This is a genomic window from uncultured Piscinibacter sp. (assembly GCF_937952055.1).
Lineage (GTDB): Bacteria > Pseudomonadota > Gammaproteobacteria > Burkholderiales > Burkholderiaceae_C > Piscinibacter.
Genome location: NZ_CALFYO010000001.1, coordinates 1 through 16,394 on the forward strand (window position 1 = coordinate 1; position 16,394 = coordinate 16,394).

Genomic DNA, 16,394 nt, shown 5'->3' on the forward strand with positions numbered 1-16,394 from the left:
CCATCCGCGAAGGCGGCCGCACCGTCGGCGCCGGCGTCGTCGCGAAGATCATGGAGTAAGGGGTACGGCCGCAGGGGCATAGCTCAATTGGCAGAGCGCCGGTCTCCAAAACCGGAGGTTGGGGGTTCGAGACCCTCTGCCCCTGCCAGATCGGGGCCCTGAGGGGCCGAACTGGCTGGCCGCAGCAGCCCGCGAGGAGACGAAAAGTCCCTGCGGGCTTTGCTGCTCAAAGGCGGCGCTGCTTTTCGAGGGCGTGTCGGCCGCAAAGCGAAAGAACATGGCGAATCCTGAAGTCGAAACTGTCTCCACCGGCGCGGACAAGGCCAAGCTGGCCGTGGCCGGCGTGCTGGTCATCGGCGCGGTGGCGGCCTTCTACGCGCTGGGCAAGCAGGACCTGTGGCTGCGCATCGTCGCGCTGCTGGTGCTGCTGGCCGCCGCCGTCGGCGTGTTCCTGACCGCAGAAGCGGGCAAGCAACTGGTCGCCTACGGACAGGACTCGGTCAAGGAGACACGCAAGGTCGTCTGGCCCACCCGGAAGGAAGCCATGCAGATGACCGGCTACGTTTTCGCCTTCGTCTTCGTGATGGCGCTGTTCCTGTGGCTGACCGACAAGACGCTCGAATGGGCGCTGTACGACCTGATCCTGGGCTGGAAGCGTTGAGGAACGAGCGATGACCGACCAAGCATCCCAGACCGTGACCCCGGAAACCGTCGCGCCCGCGAGCAACAAGCGCTGGTACGTCGTGCATGCCTACTCGGGCATGGAGAAGGCGGTGGAGCGCAACCTGCGCGAGCGCATCGAGCGCTCCGGCATGCAGGACAAGTTCGGCCGCATCCTGGTGCCGACCGAAGAGGTGGTCGAGCTCAAGGGCGGCAAGAAGTCGGTCACCGAGCGCCGCTTCTTCCCGGGCTACGTGCTGGTCGAGATGGAAATGGCCGACGACACCTGGCACCTCGTCAAGCACACCAGCAAGGTCACCGGATTCGTCGGTGGTGCGAAGAACCGCCCGGCGCCGATCTCGGAGGCCGAGGTGCTGAAGATCGTCCACCAGATGCAGGAAGGCGTCGAGAAGCCGCGCCCCAAGGTCGAGTGGTCGGTCGGCGAACTGGTGCGCGTCAAGGAAGGCCCGTTCACCGACTTCAACGGCGCGATCGAGGACGTCAACTACGACAAGTCCAAGGTGCGCGTGTCGGTCACCATTTTCGGCCGCGCCACGCCGGTCGAGCTCGACTTCTCGCAGGTCGAAAAGGTCTGATTCGAGCTGGCGCGGACTCTCTTCCGCGCCCGTTGCTGCCGGTGACGAGACACCGGTACGAGGAGCGCAGGTAACCAGCCCTGCGCGTTTGCACTCAACGGGGATCGGCCTGGCCGCCGGCACCCGAACTGGAGAGAAACATGGCCAAGAAAATCGTCGGCTTCATCAAGCTGCAGATTCCGGCGGGCAAAGCGAACCCGTCCCCCCCGATCGGTCCGGCGCTGGGTCAGCGCGGACTGAACATCATGGAGTTCTGCAAGGCGTTCAACGCGCAGACCCAGAGCATGGAGCCGGGCCTCGTGCTGCCGGTGGTGATCACCGCGTTCGCGGACAAGTCGTTCACCTTCGTCCTGAAGACGCCGCCGGCCACCGTGCTGATCAAGAAAGCTGCCAAGCTCGACAAGGGCTCGGCCAAGCCGCACGTCGAAAAGGTCGCCAAGCTGACGCGCGCCCAGGTCGAGGAGATCGCCAAGACCAAGATGAAGGACCTGACGGCTGCCGACCTGGAAGCCGCGGTCCGCACGATCGCCGGCTCCGCCCGCTCGATGGGCGTCACCGTGGAGGGTGTCTGACATGGCCAAGCTGACCAAGCGCCAGAAGGCTCTGGCAGGCAAGGTGGACAGCAACAAGCTGTACCCCCTGGACAACGCGCTCGCAATCGTCAAGGAGTGCGCGACCGCCAAGTTCGACGAGTCGATCGACGTGGCCGTGCAACTCGGCATCGACGCGAAGAAGTCCGACCAGGTGGTGCGCGGCGCCGTCGTGATGCCCAACGGCACCGGCAAGACCAAGCGTGTCGCGGTGTTCGCGCAGGGCGCCAAGGCCGAGGAGGCCAAGGCCGCCGGTGCCGACGTGGTCGGCATGGACGACCTGGCCAACGAAATCAAGGCCGGCAACATCAACTTCGACATCGTGATCGCCTCGCCGGACACGATGCGCATCGTCGGTACCTTGGGCCAGATCCTCGGCCCCCGCGGCTTGATGCCGAACCCGAAGGTCGGCACGGTCACGCCGGACGTGGCCACCGCGGTGAAGAACGCCAAGGCCGGCCAGGTGCAGTTCCGCGTGGACAAGGCCGGCATCGTGCACGCCACGATCGGCCGCCGCTCGTTCGAGGCCGAGAAGCTGGCCGGCAACCTGCGCGCGCTGGTCGAAGCTTTGAACAAGGCGAAGCCGGCATCGAGCAAGGGCATTTACCTGCGCAAGGTCGCCGTGTCGTCGACCATGGGCGTGGGCGCCCGCGTCGACGTGGCGACGATCAACGCCGCGGCGGTGCCGCAGTAAAGAGAGTTTGGTGGGCTGCGCGCCCCGCAAGGGACGTGCAGGCCATCGAAGACCGCTGGTGCGGAAGGCCCCTTCCGCTTAATGGCCAGCGCAGATGGCGGTCCCGCCGGGATGGAATTTCGGTTCCGGAGTCGGTAGGTCGCTGAAACCCGGTGTGCGGGGAGGTCGTCAGGCCGAACCGCACGTGTTAGTGAGGAGCAGACCTTGAGTCTCAACCGCAACGAAAAGGCAGCCGTTGTCACGGACGTCGCCGCGCAAGTGGCCCGTTCGCAGACGCTCGCGCTGGCCGAATACCGTGGCCTCACCGTGGAACACCTGAACGCATTGCGCCGGCAGGCGCGCGAAAAGGGCGTGTACCTTCACGTGCTGAAGAACACCCTGGCTCGTCGCGCCGTCGCCGGCACGCCGTTCGAGGTCGCCCAAGGTGCCATGGTCGGTCCGCTGATCTACGGCTTTTCCGAAGACGCTGTCGCCGCGGCCAAAGTCATCGCAGACTTTGCCAAGGGCAACGACAAGCTGATCGTCAAGGCAGGTGCCTATGCCGGCAAGCCCCTGGACGCCGACGGCGTCAAGGCGCTGGCGTCCGTGCCGAGCAAGGAAGTCCTGCTCAGCCAGATTGCCGGCCTGCTGAAGTCGCCGGTGCAGCGCATGGCTGCCGTGGTGGCCGCGCTGGCCGAGAAGCGTGGTGCCCCTGCCGCCGCCGAAGCGCCCGCCGCCTGAAGACAATCTATCCACTGAACCGAATCCAACAGACATCTAGGAGCCAAACATGGCATTCGACAAAGACGCATTCCTGACCGCCCTCGACAGCATGTCGGTGATGGAACTCAACGACCTGGTCAAGGCGATCGAAGAGAAGTTCGGCGTGTCTGCCGCTTCGATGGCCGCCCCGGCCGCCGGCGGTGGTGGTGCCGCCGCCGCTGCGGTGGAAGAGAAGACCGAATTCAACGTCGTGCTGCTCGAAGCCGGCGCGAACAAGGTCTCGGTCATCAAGGCCGTGCGCGAGATCACCGGCCTGGGTCTCAAGGAGGCCAAGGACCTGGTCGACGGCGCGCCGAAGCCCGTCAAGGAAGGCATCGCCAAGGCCGACGCCGAAGCCGCCAAGAAGAAGCTGGAAGAAGCCGGCGCCAAGGTCGAACTGAAGTAATTCGAGTTCGCTCTGCGGGGCTGGGTGCCGAACAGCGGTCCCAGCCTCGTGCGCTTCCGGGGTCTTGTTCCGCAAGACCCCTGGAGAGCACCTGGAAGGGTCTCGCCCGACAATCGGGGCCCTCCCAAGTGATCTCGAAAAGTTCTCTGATCCGACTGCAGAGAACGGGTTTGGTCGGGCTCCGGTGCAACGCCGGGGTTGTCCGCCAGCGGTTGGTAGTGGCCAGCCACCAAGCTTCGAACGCAAGGTTCGAAAGGCAGTCGCCGACGGAACACCTGCCACGGCCGGGTGGGGGTTCCTGAGACGGAGTGTTTATGGCGCAGCAAACCACCCCCTACAGCTACACCGAGCGCAAGCGGATTCGCAAGAGCTTCGGCAAGCGCGAGAGTGTCCTCAACGTTCCCTATCTGCTGACCATGCAGAAGGAGTCGTACGTCGCCTTCCTGCAGAAGGACGTGCCACCGCAGAAGCGCAAGCCCGAGGGGCTGCAAGCCGCCTTCCTGTCCGCCTTCCCGATCGTGTCGCACAACGGGTTCGTGGAGATGAAGTTCATCGAGTTCAACATGGCCAAGCCCGCGTTCGACACGCGGGAGTGTCAGCAGCGCGGCTTGACCTATGCCGCAGCGGTGCGCGCCAAGTTGCAGATGATCATCTACGACCGCGAGTCGCCGCAGGCGAAGACCGTCAAGGAGATCAAGGAGCAGGAGGTCTACATGGGCGAAGTTCCGCTCATGACCGACTACGGCTCGTTCATCATCAACGGCACCGAGCGCGTCATCGTCAGCCAGCTGCATCGCTCGCCCGGCGTGTTCTTCGAGCACGACAAGGGCAAGACGCACTCCAGCGGCAAGCTGCTGTTCTCGGCACGCATCATTCCCTACCGCGGCTCCTGGCTGGACTTCGAGTTCGATCCGAAGGACATCCTCTACTTCCGCGTCGACCGTCGCCGCAAGATGCCGGTGACCATCCTGCTCAAGGCGATCGGCCTCAACCCTGAGCAGATCCTCGCCCACTTCTTCGTCTTCGACAACTTCCGCCTGATGGACTCGGGCGCGCAGATGGAGTTCGTCGCCGACCGCATCCGCGGCGAGATCGCGCGTTTCGACATCACCGACAAGAACGGCAACGTCGTCGTCGAAAAGGACAAGCGCATCACCGCCCGCCACGTGCGCACGCTCGAGCAGAGCGAAACGCAGTTCATCAGCGTGCCGGAAGACTTCCTGCTCGGCCGCGTGATCGCGCGCAACGTCGTCGATGGCGACACCGGCGAGATCATCGCCAAGGCCAACGAAGAGCTGACCGAGGCGCTGCTGAAAAAGCTGCGCGCGGCGGGCATCAAGGAACTGCCCTGCCTGTACACCAACGAACTCGACGAGGGCGCCTACATCAGCCAGACGCTGGCCTCCGACGAGACCGCCGACCAGCTCGCCGCCCGCGTGGCGATCTACCGCATGATGCGTCCCGGCGAGCCGCCGACGGAGGACGCCGTCGAGGCGCTGTTCCATCGCCTGTTCTACTCGGCCGACACCTACGACCTGTCGCGCGTCGGGCGCATGAAGTTCAACGCCCGCGTCGGCCGCGACACGCCGGAAGGCGCGATGACGCTGTCCAACGAGGACATCCTCGACGTGGTGAAGATCCTCGTCGAGCTGCGCAACGGCCGGGGCCAGGTCGACGACATCGACCACCTGGGCAACCGCCGCGTGCGCTGCGTCGGTGAGCTGGCCGAGAACCAGTACCGGTCGGGCCTGGCGCGCATCGAGAAGGCGGTCAAGGAGCGTCTCGGCCAGGCCGAGACCGAGGCGCTGATGCCTCACGACCTGATCAATTCCAAGCCGATCTCCGCGGCGCTGAAGGAGTTCTTCGGGGCGAGCCAGCTCTCGCAGTTCATGGACCAGACGAACCCGCTGTCCGAGATCACGCACAAGCGCCGCGTCTCGGCCCTCGGCCCGGGTGGCCTGACGCGCGAGCGCGCCGGCTTCGAGGTGCGCGACGTGCACGTCACGCACTATGGCCGCGTCTGCCCGATCGAGACGCCGGAAGGCCCGAACATCGGCCTGATCAACTCGCTGGCGCTGTACGCGCAGCTCAACGAGTACGGCTTCCTCGAGACGCCGTACCGCCGGGTGGCGGACGGCAAGGTGACCAACCAGATCGACTACCTGTCGGCGATCGAGGAAGGCAAGTACGTCATCGCGCAGGCCAACGCCTCGCTCGACAAGGACGGAAAGCTGGTCGACGAGCTGGTCAGTGCGCGCGACAACGGCGAATCCATCCTGACCTCGCCGGAGCGCATCCAGTACATGGACGTGGCGCCGACGCAGATCGTCTCGGTGGCTGCCTCGCTGGTGCCCTTCCTCGAGCACGACGACGCGAACCGCGCGCTGATGGGCGCGAACATGCAGCGCCAGGCGGTGCCGACGCTGCGCCCCGAGAAGGCGCTGGTGGGCACGGGCGTGGAGCGCGTGGCCGCGAAGGACTCGGGCACGGTCGTGGCCGCCCGCCGCGGCGGCGTGGTGGACTACGTCGACACCAACCGCATCGTCATCCGCGTCAACGACAACGAGACGGTGGCCGGCGAGGTCGGTGTCGACATCTACAACCTGATCAAGTACCAGCGTTCCAACCAGAACACGAACATTCACCAGCGCCCGATCGTCAAGCGCGGTGACGTGGTCTCGGCCGAGGACATCATCGCCGACGGTGCCTCCACCGACATCGGCGAGCTGGCGCTCGGCCAGAACATGCTGGTCGCGTTCATGCCCTGGAACGGCTACAACTTCGAGGACTCGATCCTCATCAGCGAGCGCGTCGTGGCCGACGACCGCTACACCTCGATCCACATCGAGGAGCTGGTGGTGATGGCGCGTGACACCAAGCTGGGCGCCGAGGAAATCACCCGCGACATCCCGAACCTCTCCGAACAGCAGCTCGCCCGCCTGGACGAGTCGGGCATCGTGTACGTCGGCGCCGAAGTCGGCCCCGGCGACACCCTGGTCGGCAAGGTCACGCCCAAGGGCGAGACCACGCTGACGCCGGAAGAGAAGCTGCTGCGCGCGATCTTCGGCGAGAAGGCGTCCGACGTGAAGGACACCTCGCTGCGCGTCGACCAGGGCACCAGCGGCACGGTCATCGACGTGCAGGTGTTCACCCGCGAAGGCATCCCGCGCGACAAGCGCGCCCAGCAGATCATCGACGACGAGCTCAAGCGCTACCGCCTGGACCTGAACGACCAGCTGCGCATCGTCGAGGCCGACGCGTTCGACCGCATTGAGAAGCTGCTGGTCGGCAAGGTCGCCAACGGCGGTCCGCAGAAGATCGCGAAGGGGACGACGATCGACAAGGCGTACCTCACCTCGGTCGAGAAGTACCACTGGTTCGACATCCGCCCGGCCGACGAGGACGTGGCCAGCCAGCTCGAGTCGATCAAGAACTCGCTCGAGCAGACGCGTCACAGCTTCGACCTCGCGTTCGAGGAGAAGCGCAAGAAGCTGACGCAGGGCGACGAGTTGCCCGCCGGCGTGCTCAAGATGGTGAAGGTCTACCTTGCCGTCAAGCGCCGCCTGCAGCCCGGCGACAAGATGGCCGGCCGCCACGGCAACAAGGGTGTCGTCTCGAAGATCGTTCCGGTCGAGGACATGCCCTACATGGCCGACGGCACGCCGTGCGACATCGTGCTGAACCCGCTGGGCGTGCCGTCGCGCATGAACGTGGGCCAGGTGCTGGAGGTTCACCTCGGCTGGGCCGGCAAGGGCATCGGCCAGCGCATCGGCGACATGCTGCAGCAGCAGGCCAAGGTGGCGGAGCTGCGCAAGTTCCTCGACGAGCTGTACAACAAGTCGGGAGGTAAGACCGAGCGGCTGGACAACCTGTCCGACGCCGAAATTCTCGAGATGGCCGGCAACCTGAGCAAGGGCGTGCCGTTCGCGACGCCGGTGTTCGACGGCGCCGCCGAGAGCGAGATCCGCGCGATGCTCAAGCTCGCCTACCCGGACGAGATTGCGCGCTCCAAGGGCCTGACCGAGACGCGCACCCAGGCCACGCTGCACGACGGACGCACCGGCGAGGCCTTCGAGCGCCCCGTCACGGTGGGCTACATGCACGTGCTGAAGCTGCACCATCTGGTGGACGACAAGATGCACGCCCGCTCGACCGGCCCGTACAGCCTGGTGACGCAGCAGCCGCTGGGCGGCAAGGCGCAGTTCGGCGGCCAGCGCTTCGGCGAGATGGAAGTCTGGGCACTGGAAGCCTACGGCGCGTCCTACATCCTGCAGGAGATGCTGACCGTCAAGTCGGACGACGTGAACGGCCGCACCAAGGTGTACGAGAGCATCGTCAAGGGTGAGCACTCGATCGAGGCCGGCATGCCGGAGTCGTTCAATGTGCTGGTCAAGGAAATCCGTTCGCTCGGCATCGACATCGAGCTCGAGCGCAACTAAGCAGGAAGGAAACAGAACATGAAGGGTTTGCTTGATCTGTTCCGCCAGTTCACTCCTGATGAGCATTTCGATGCCATCAAGATCGGACTGGCCTCCCCCGAGAAGATCCGGTCCTGGTCGTTCGGTGAGGTGAAGAAGCCGGAGACCATCAACTACCGCACCTTCAAGCCAGAGCGCGACGGTCTGTTCTGCGCCAAGATCTTCGGGCCGATCAAGGACTACGAGTGCCTGTGCGGCAAGTACAAGCGCCTGAAGCACCGGGGCGTGATCTGCGAGAAGTGCGGCGTCGAAGTGACCCAGACCAAGGTGCGCCGCGAACGCATGGGCCACATCGACCTGGCCGCGCCGTGCGCGCACATCTGGTTCCTGAAGTCGCTGCCGTCGCGTCTGGGCCTCGTGCTCGACATGACGCTGCGCGACATCGAACGCGTGCTGTACTTCGAAGCCTACGTGGTCGTCGACCCCGGCATGACCCCGCTGAAGAAGTTCAGCATCATGAGCGAGGACGACTACGACGCGAAGCGCACCGAGTACGGTGACGAGTTCATCGCACTGATGGGCGCCGAGGGCATCAAGAAGCTGCTCGAGGAGATCGATCTCGACATCGAGATCGACAAGCTGCGCAACGACATGACCGGCAGCGAGCTGAAGGTCAAGAAGAACTCCAAGCGCCTGAAGGTGATGGAGGCCTTCAAGAAGTCGGGCATCAAGCCGAGCTGGATGGTGCTGGAGGTGCTGCCGGTGCTGCCGCCGGACCTGCGCCCGCTGGTGCCGCTGGACGGCGGCCGCTTCGCCACGTCCGACCTGAACGACCTCTACCGCCGCGTCATCAACCGCAACAACCGCCTCGCGCGGCTGCTGGAGCTGAAGGCGCCGGAGATCATCGTGCGCAACGAGAAGCGCATGCTGCAGGAGGCGGTGGACTCGCTGCTCGACAACGGCCGCCGCGGCAAGGCGATGACCGGCGCGAACAAGCGTGCGCTGAAGTCGCTGGCCGACATGATCAAGGGCAAGAGCGGCCGCTTCCGCCAGAACCTGCTTGGCAAGCGCGTCGACTACTCGGGCCGGTCGGTGATCGTGGTCGGGCCGACGCTCAAGCTGCATCAGTGCGGCCTGCCCAAGCTGATGGCGCTCGAGCTGTTCAAGCCCTTCATCTTCTCGCGCCTGGAGGCGATGGGCATCGCCACCACGATCAAGGCGGCGAAGAAGGAAGTCGAGTCCGGCACCCCGGTGGTGTGGGACATCCTCGAGGAAGTCATCAAGGAGCACCCGGTCCTGCTGAACCGCGCGCCGACGCTGCACCGCCTGGGCATCCAGGCGTTCGAGCCGGTGCTCATCGAGGGCAAGGCGATCCAGCTGCACCCGCTCGTCTGCTCGGCGTTCAACGCCGACTTCGACGGCGACCAGATGGCCGTGCACGTGCCGCTGTCGATCGAGGCGCAGATGGAAGCCCGCACGCTGATGCTGGCGACCAACAACGTGCTCTTCCCGGCCAACGGCGAACCGTCGATCGTGCCGAGCCAGGACGTGGTGCTGGGGCTGTACTACGCCACCCGCGAGCGCATCAACGGCAAGGGCGAGGGGATCATCTTCTCGGACGTGCAGGAAGTACAGCGCGCGCTGGACAACGGCCAGGTCGAGATCACCGCCAGGATCAGCGTGCGCCTGACCGAGTGGGTGAAGAACAAGGACACCGGCGAGTTCACGCCGGAGACCAAGCTCGTCGACACCACCGTCGGCCGTGCCCTGCTGTCGGAGATCCTGCCCAAGGGCCTGCCGTTCAGCAACATCAACAAGGCGCTGAAGAAGAAGGAGATCTCGCGCCTGATCAACACCTCCTTCCGCAAGTGCGGCCTGAAGGACACGGTGGTGTTCGCCGACAAGTTGCTGCAAAGCGGCTTCCGGCTGGCCACGCGCGCCGGCATCTCGATCGCCATCGACGACATGCTGGTGCCGAAGGAGAAGCCGGGTCTGATCGAGCGTGCCGAGAAAGAAGTCAAGGAGATCGAGCAGCAGTATGTCTCGGGCCTGGTGACCGCCGGCGAACGCTACAACAAGGTTGTCGACATCTGGGGCAAGACCGGTGACGAGGTGGGCAAGGTCATGATGGCCCAGCTCGCCAAGCAGAAGGTGCTGGATCGCCACGGCAAGGAAGTCGACCAGGAGTCGTTCAACTCCATCTACATGATGGCCGACTCGGGTGCGCGCGGCTCGGCGGCGCAGATCCGCCAGCTGGCGGGCATGCGCGGTCTGATGGCCAAGCCGGACGGCTCGATCATCGAGACGCCGATCACCGCGAACTTCCGCGAAGGCCTCAACGTCCTGCAGTACTTCATCTCCACGCACGGCGCCCGCAAGGGTCTGGCGGACACGGCGCTGAAGACGGCGAACTCCGGCTACCTGACGCGCCGCCTGGTCGACGTGACGCAGGACCTCGTCATCACCGAGGACGACTGCGGCACGCAGAACGGCATGAACATGCGCGCGCTCGTCGAGGGCGGCGAGGTCATCGAGTCGTTGCGCGACCGCATCCTCGGCCGCGTCACCGCCGTCGAGGTGCTGCACCCCGAAACGCAGGACGTGCTGGTGAACGCGGGCGAAATGCTCGACGAGGACACGCTGGACAGGCTCGAGGCCGCCGGCGTCGATGAGGTGAAGGTGCGTACCGCGCTGACCTGTGGCACGCGCTTCGGCCTGTGCGCCAAGTGCTACGGCCGCGACCTCGGCCGCGGCGGCATCGTCAACCGCGGCGAGGCGGTGGGCGTGATCGCCGCGCAGTCGATCGGCGAACCGGGCACGCAGCTGACCATGCGCACCTTCCACATCGGTGGTGCGGCATCGCGCGCGGCAGTCGCGTCCAGCGTCGACGCGAAGAGCGACGGCCTGGTCGGCTTCAACCCGACGATGCGCTACGTGACCAATGGCAAGGGCGAGCTGGTGGTGATCTCGCGCTCTGGCGAGATCGTCATCTCCGACCAGCATGGCCGCGAGCGCGAGCGCCACAAGGTGCCGTACGGCGCGCTGCTGTCGGTCAAGGCCGATCAGCAGATCAAGGCGGGTACGGTGCTGGCCAACTGGGATCCGCTGACCCGCCCGATCATCACCGAGTTCGCCGGCAAGGCGAAGTTCGAGAACGTCGAGGAAGGCGTCACCGTCGCCAAGCAGGTCGACGAAGTCACCGGCCTGTCGACGCTGGTGGTGATCGATCCGAAGCGTCGTGGTGCCGCGAAGGTGATCCGCCCGCAGGTCAAGCTGCTCGACGTGGCCGGCAACGAGGTGAAGATCCCCGGTACCGACCACTCGGTGACGATCGGCTTCCAGGTCGGCTCGCTGATCCAGATCCGCGACGGCCAGGACCTTGCGCCGGGCGAGGTGCTTGCGCGCATCCCGGTCGAAGGCCAGAAGACCCGCGACATCACCGGCGGCCTGCCGCGCGTGGCCGAGCTCTTCGAGGCGCGCAGCCCGAAGGACAAGGGCACACTGGCCGAGCAGACCGGCACGGTGTCGTTCGGTAAGGAGACCAAGGGCAAGGTGCGCCTGCAGATCACCGATCCGGATGGCAAGGTGTACGAGGAACTGGTGCCGAAGGAGAAGAACATCCTGGTGCACGAGGGCCAGGTGGTGAACAAGGGCGAGCTGATCGTCGACGGCCCGGCGGACCCGCAGGACATCCTGCGCCTGCTCGGCATCGAGGAACTGGCGCGCTACATCGTCGACGAGGTGCAGGACGTCTACCGTCTGCAGGGCGTGAAGATCAACGACAAGCACATCGAGGTGATCGTTCGCCAGATGCTGCGCCGCGTGCAGATCGTCAACCCGGGCGACACGACCTATATCTCGGGCGAGCAGGTCGAACGCTCCGAACTGCTGGACACGAACGACAAGATGCTGGCCGAGGGCAAGCTCCCGGCCACCCATGCCGACGTGCTGCTGGGCATCACCAAGGCGTCGCTGTCGACCGACAGCTTCATCTCGGCGGCCTCGTTCCAGGAGACGACCCGCGTGCTCACCGAAGCCGCGATCATGGGCAAGCGCGACGAACTCCGCGGTCTGAAGGAGAACGTCATCGTCGGCCGCCTGATCCCGGCGGGCACCGGCATGGCCTTCCACGACGCCCGCAAGACGAAGGAGGCCATGGACGATGCCGAGCGCCGCGCCATCGCCATGCAGGAGGCCGAAGAACTGGCCGCCGTGCAGATGGCGCAGGTCGACGCGGCTTCCGCGGCAGCGGCGGGCGACACGACCGAGTGATCGAGGCCCTCGCGGGCGGACCGGAAGGGGCGGCCTCGTGCCGCCCCGTTTTCATGGCGTCCAGCGCTCGGGCGTCAGGATGTCCAGGCCGAACGATCGGGCGCGCCGCGCCAGCTTGAGCACGGCGCGGTCGCGGCTGAGCAGCGTGCAGCCCCCGAGCTGCAATGCGAGGTCGATGAACATCTGGTCGTCGGGGTCGGTGCAGCGCAGCGGGTGCCCTCGCGATGGCGACTCCGAACGGACCGGGCGGACCCAGGCCTCCCAAGCCGCCAGCACGGCGTCCGGCCGAGGATTCCAGTCGGCAAGCGCAGGATAAGTGAGCACATGCTCAAGCTCCGTGCGCATGGCGGTTGTGGCGTGCCAGCGCCACACGCCGGAACGAAGCGCAGCCTCCAGCTGCTGGGTCGAGGCGTCGCGAAAGACCAGCCAATCGAGGACCACGTTGGTGTCGAGGACCAGCGCGGCGGCGGTGGGAGGGGGTGACATGCGGGCGCAGGGGGCAGCCTTGCAGGCTCGGGTTCGCCCGAATATAATCGCAGGCTTTTCGGCAGATTCTGCTGCGCTCTTTGTCGGGCGGCTCACCGCGGGGGACGTGACCCCAATGCGGCTTCGGGCTGGTCTCCGCATCGGAGCGCTCGGCTTCTCCCGGAATGAAACGAATCTGACTTCACACGGGAACAAGTCAAGCCATGCCAACCATCAACCAACTCGTGCGCCACGGCCGCCAGGTCGAGGTCACGAAGTCCAAGTCGCCGGCGATGCAGAACAGCCCGCAGCGCCGCGGCGTCTGCACGCGCGTCTACACCACGACGCCGAAGAAGCCGAACTCCGCGTTGCGCAAGGTCGCCAAGGTTCGCCTGACCAACGGGTTCGAGGTCATCTCGTACATCGGCGGTGAGGGGCACAACCTGCAGGAGCACAGCGTCGTGCTCGTGCGCGGCGGTCGCGTGAAGGACCTGCCGGGCGTTCGCTACCACATCGTGCGCGGCTCGCTCGACCTGCAGGGCGTCAAGGATCGCAAGCAATCACGGTCCAAGTACGGCGCCAAGCGGCCGAAGAAGTCGTAAGAATCCCTCGACCCTCGGGTCGTCGTCGCCGGTCCGTCCGACCGGCAGAGTAAGTGAGGGGCCCGCTGGCCCCTCGCGGTCCGGATGCCAATCCGGGCCAACTGAAGCAGAAGGAAGAAGCAAATGCCACGTCGTCGCGAAGTCCCCAAGCGCGAGATCCTGCCCGATCCGAAGTTCGGATCGGTCGAACTCTCGAAGTTCATGAACGTGATCATGGAGTCCGGCAAGAAGGCCGTCGCCGAGCGCATCATCTATGGCGCGCTCGACCAGGTCGAGAAGAAGTCCGGCAAGGATCCGCTGGAGATCTTCAACGTCGCGCTGAACAACATCAAGCCGATGGTCGAAGTGAAGTCCCGCCGTGTCGGCGGCGCGAACTACCAAGTTCCCGTGGAAGTTCGCCCCGTGCGCCGTGTGGCGCTGGCGATGCGCTGGTTGAAGGAGTCGGCGCGCAAGCGTGGCGAGAAGTCGATGGCCCAGCGTCTGGCCAACGAGCTGCTGGAGGCCGTCGAAGGCCGCGGCGGCGCGATGAAGAAGCGCGACGAAGTGCACCGCATGGCCGAGGCGAACAAGGCCTTCTCGCACTTCCGCTTCTGACCCCGACCTGCACGCAGCATTCTCTCGGCCGCTCTTCGGGTTACTACTGACCCGTGGGCGGCCCAAGTATTTGGAGTGACACCATGGCCCGCAAGACCCCGATCGAGCGCTATCGAAACATCGGCATCTCGGCTCACATCGATGCCGGCAAGACGACGACGACCGAGCGCATCCTCTACTACACCGGCGTGAACCACAAGATTGGTGAAGTGCACGACGGCGCGGCCACCATGGACTGGATGGCGCAGGAGCAGGAGCGCGGCATCACCATCACGTCGGCGGCGACGACCTGCTTCTGGAAGGGCATGGACCTGTCCTACCCGGAGCATCGCTTCAACATCATCGACACGCCGGGGCACGTCGACTTCACCATCGAGGTGGAGCGCTCGATGCGCGTGCTCGACGGCGCGTGCATGGTGTATTGCGCCGTGGGCGGCGTGCAGCCGCAGTCCGAGACCGTCTGGCGCCAGGCCAACAAGTACAAGGTGCCGCGCCTTGCGTTCGTCAACAAGATGGACCGCACCGGGGCCAACTTCTTCAAGGTCTACGAGCAGATGAGGACGCGCCTCAAGGCCAATCCGGTGCCCATCGTGGTGCCGATCGGTGCCGAGGAGAACTTCGTCGGCGTGGTCGACCTGTTCAAGATGAAGGCCATCGTCTGGGATGAGGCCAGCCAGGGCATGAAGTTCGATTACGGCCCCATCCCGGCCGACCTCGAGGCCGAGTGCCAGAAGTGGCGCGAGAACATGATCGAGGCCGCCGCCGAGGCCTCGGAGGACTTGATGAACAAGTACCTCGAGACCGGCGAGCTGACCGAGGAAGAGATCAAGCTCGGTCTGCGCACGCGCACGATCGCGACCGAGATCCAGCCGATGCTGTGCGGCACGGCCTTCAAGAACAAGGGTGTGCAGCGCATGCTCGACGCGGTCATCGACTTCCTGCCTTCGCCGGTGGACATCCCGCCGGTGCCGGGCACCGACGAGGACGAGAAGGAAGTCGTCCGCAAGGCGGACGACAACGAGAAGTTCGCCGCGCTGGCGTTCAAGCTGATGACCGACCCGTACGTCGGCCAGCTGACCTTCGTGCGCGTCTACTCGGGCGTGCTGAAGTCCGGCGACTCGGTCTTCAACCCCATCCGCGGCAAGAAGGAGCGCATCGGCCGGATCCTGCAGATGCACGCCAACCAGCGTGAGGAGATCAAGGAGATCCTGGCCGGCGACATCGCCGCCTGCGTGGGCCTGAAGGACGTGACGACGGGCGAGACGCTGTGCGATCCGGAAGCCGTCATCACGCTCGAGAAGATGATCTTCCCCGAGCCGGTGATTTCGCAGGCCGTCGAGCCCAAGACCAAGGCCGACCAGGAGAAGATGGGCGTTGCCCTGAGCCGCCTGGCGGCCGAGGATCCGTCGTTCCGGCTGCGCACCGACGAGGAGTCGGGTCAGACCATCATCTCCGGCATGGGCGAACTGCACCTCGAGATCATCGTCGACCGCATGAAGCGCGAGTTCGGTGTGGAGGCCAACGTCGGCAAGCCGCAGGTGGCCTACCGCGAGACCATCCGCAAGACCGCGACCGACGTCGAAGGCAAGTTCGTGCGCCAGTCGGGCGGCAAGGGCCAGTACGGTCACGTCGTCTTCACGGTCGAGCCGCAGGAGCCGGGCAAGGGCTTCCAGTTCGTCGACGCCATCAAGGGCGGCGTGGTTCCGCGCGAGTTCATCCCGGCGGTCGAGAAGGGGGTGGTTGACACGCTGCCCAACGGTGTGCTGGCCGGCTATCCGGTGGTCGATGTGAAGGTCACGCTGACCTTCGGCTCGTACCACGAGGTCGACTCGAACGAGAACGCGTTCAAGATGGCCGCGTCGATGGGCTTCAAGGAGGCCTGCCGCAAGGCCAGCCCGGTCATTCTCGAGCCGATGATGGCGGTCGAAGTCGAGACGCCGGAGGACTACGCCGGCTCGGTGATGGGCGACCTGTCGTCCCGCCGCGGCATGGTGCAGGGCATGGACGACATGCCCGGCGGCGGCAAGGTCATCAAGGCCGAGGTGCCCCTGTCGGAGATGTTCGGCTATTCGACGACGCTGCGTTCGATGTCGCAAGGCCGCGCCACCTACACGATGGAGTTCAAGCACTACAGCGAGGCTCCGAAGAACGTCGCGGACGCGATCATCACCGCGCGCACCAAGTAACAGGCAAGCCGGTCTTCGGCGTATCGCCGCCTGCTGCCAGTGGCAGGCGAGACAGCGGACCGCCGGAGACCTAAAACCGAGCACTGGACAACGCTCTTTGAACACGGAGTACTGAAATGGCAAAAGGCAAGTTCGAGCGGACCAAGCCGCACGTGAACGTGGGGACGATT

General features: G+C 65.4%; 12 protein-coding genes and 1 tRNA gene. 12 read left to right on the forward strand and 1 reads right to left on the reverse strand.

What is annotated here, in order from left to right; genetic code table 11:
* Positions 1 to 72: 72 nt before the first annotated feature.
* The 9 genes from Q0599_RS00005 to rpoC all read left to right on the forward strand — a co-directional run bounded on the left by Q0599_RS00005 (position 73) and on the right by rpoC (position 12,377).
* Positions 73 to 148, forward strand: a tRNA-Trp gene (locus Q0599_RS00005).
* A gap of 129 nt (positions 149 to 277) precedes the next feature.
* The gene (gene secE, locus Q0599_RS00010) at positions 278 to 661 is read left to right on the forward strand and encodes a preprotein translocase subunit SecE (RefSeq protein ID WP_298823891.1); all 384 of its coding nucleotides are present in this window, start codon (positions 278 to 280) and stop codon (positions 659 to 661) included.
* A gap of 10 nt (positions 662 to 671) precedes the next feature.
* A complete protein-coding gene (gene nusG / locus Q0599_RS00015; RefSeq protein ID WP_298823894.1) occupies positions 672 to 1,256 on the forward strand; it encodes a transcription termination/antitermination protein NusG in 585 nt (194 codons plus the stop codon).
* Between the two features lie 140 nt (positions 1,257 to 1,396).
* Positions 1,397 to 1,828: a 50S ribosomal protein L11 gene (gene rplK, locus Q0599_RS00020; protein WP_298823898.1), complete on the forward strand. Its 432-nt coding sequence runs from the start codon at positions 1,397 to 1,399 to the stop codon at positions 1,826 to 1,828.
* A gap of 1 nt (position 1,829) precedes the next feature.
* Positions 1,830 to 2,540, forward strand: a complete 711-nt coding sequence (gene rplA, locus Q0599_RS00025) for a 50S ribosomal protein L1 (RefSeq protein ID WP_298823899.1) — start codon at positions 1,830 to 1,832, stop codon at positions 2,538 to 2,540.
* A gap of 204 nt (positions 2,541 to 2,744) precedes the next feature.
* Positions 2,745 to 3,260 (forward strand): 50S ribosomal protein L10, encoded by a 516-nt coding sequence (gene rplJ, locus Q0599_RS00030; RefSeq protein WP_298823901.1) that lies wholly within the window; start codon positions 2,745 to 2,747, stop codon positions 3,258 to 3,260.
* A gap of 49 nt (positions 3,261 to 3,309) precedes the next feature.
* On the forward strand, positions 3,310 to 3,687 hold the full coding sequence (gene rplL / locus Q0599_RS00035; protein WP_298823904.1) for a 50S ribosomal protein L7/L12: 378 nt from the start codon (positions 3,310 to 3,312) through the stop codon (positions 3,685 to 3,687).
* 314 nt (positions 3,688 to 4,001) lie between these two features.
* On the forward strand, positions 4,002 to 8,126 hold the full coding sequence (rpoB, locus tag Q0599_RS00040) for a DNA-directed RNA polymerase subunit beta (RefSeq protein WP_298823906.1): 4,125 nt from the start codon (positions 4,002 to 4,004) through the stop codon (positions 8,124 to 8,126).
* Between the two features lie 18 nt (positions 8,127 to 8,144).
* Positions 8,145 to 12,377 (forward strand): DNA-directed RNA polymerase subunit beta', encoded by a 4,233-nt coding sequence (rpoC, locus tag Q0599_RS00045; RefSeq protein WP_298823909.1) that lies wholly within the window; start codon positions 8,145 to 8,147, stop codon positions 12,375 to 12,377.
* Between the two features lie 51 nt (positions 12,378 to 12,428).
* Here rpoC and Q0599_RS00050 read toward each other — a convergent pair whose 3' ends face one another.
* Entirely contained in the window at positions 12,429 to 12,863 is a 435-nt protein-coding gene (locus Q0599_RS00050; RefSeq protein ID WP_298823912.1) for a putative toxin-antitoxin system toxin component, PIN family, read from the reverse strand.
* A gap of 203 nt (positions 12,864 to 13,066) precedes the next feature.
* Between Q0599_RS00050 and rpsL the strand changes: the two genes are divergently transcribed.
* The 3 genes from rpsL to fusA all read left to right on the forward strand — a co-directional run bounded on the left by rpsL (position 13,067) and on the right by fusA (position 16,224).
* Positions 13,067 to 13,444, forward strand: coding sequence for a 30S ribosomal protein S12 (rpsL, locus tag Q0599_RS00055; RefSeq protein WP_298823914.1), 378 nt, complete (start codon positions 13,067 to 13,069; stop codon positions 13,442 to 13,444).
* Between the two features lie 123 nt (positions 13,445 to 13,567).
* On the forward strand, positions 13,568 to 14,038 hold the full coding sequence (gene rpsG, locus Q0599_RS00060; RefSeq protein WP_293433543.1) for a 30S ribosomal protein S7: 471 nt from the start codon (positions 13,568 to 13,570) through the stop codon (positions 14,036 to 14,038).
* Between the two features lie 83 nt (positions 14,039 to 14,121).
* Positions 14,122 to 16,224, forward strand: a complete 2,103-nt coding sequence (gene fusA, locus Q0599_RS00065; RefSeq protein ID WP_298823918.1) for an elongation factor G — start codon at positions 14,122 to 14,124, stop codon at positions 16,222 to 16,224.
* The last annotated feature ends 170 nt before the right edge of the window (positions 16,225 to 16,394 follow it).

Bases quoted from the DNA above. Each gene is read 5' to 3' on its own strand.
- rpoC (WP_298823909.1), top strand. From the start codon at position 8,145: ATGAAGGGTTTGCTTGATCTGTTCCGCCAGTTCACTCCTGATGAGCAT.
- Q0599_RS00050 (WP_298823912.1), bottom strand. From the start codon at position 12,863: ATGTCACCCCCTCCCACCGCCGCCGCGCTGGTCCTCGACACCAACGTG.
- rplA (WP_298823899.1), top strand. From the start codon at position 1,830: ATGGCCAAGCTGACCAAGCGCCAGAAGGCTCTGGCAGGCAAGGTGGAC.
- rpsG (WP_293433543.1), top strand. From the start codon at position 13,568: ATGCCACGTCGTCGCGAAGTCCCCAAGCGCGAGATCCTGCCCGATCCG.
- rplK (WP_298823898.1), top strand. From the start codon at position 1,397: ATGGCCAAGAAAATCGTCGGCTTCATCAAGCTGCAGATTCCGGCGGGC.
- rpsL (WP_298823914.1), top strand. From the start codon at position 13,067: ATGCCAACCATCAACCAACTCGTGCGCCACGGCCGCCAGGTCGAGGTC.
- fusA (WP_298823918.1), top strand. From the start codon at position 14,122: ATGGCCCGCAAGACCCCGATCGAGCGCTATCGAAACATCGGCATCTCG.
- nusG (WP_298823894.1), top strand. From the start codon at position 672: ATGACCGACCAAGCATCCCAGACCGTGACCCCGGAAACCGTCGCGCCC.
- secE (WP_298823891.1), top strand. From the start codon at position 278: ATGGCGAATCCTGAAGTCGAAACTGTCTCCACCGGCGCGGACAAGGCC.
- rpoB (WP_298823906.1), top strand. From the start codon at position 4,002: ATGGCGCAGCAAACCACCCCCTACAGCTACACCGAGCGCAAGCGGATT.
- rplL (WP_298823904.1), top strand. From the start codon at position 3,310: ATGGCATTCGACAAAGACGCATTCCTGACCGCCCTCGACAGCATGTCG.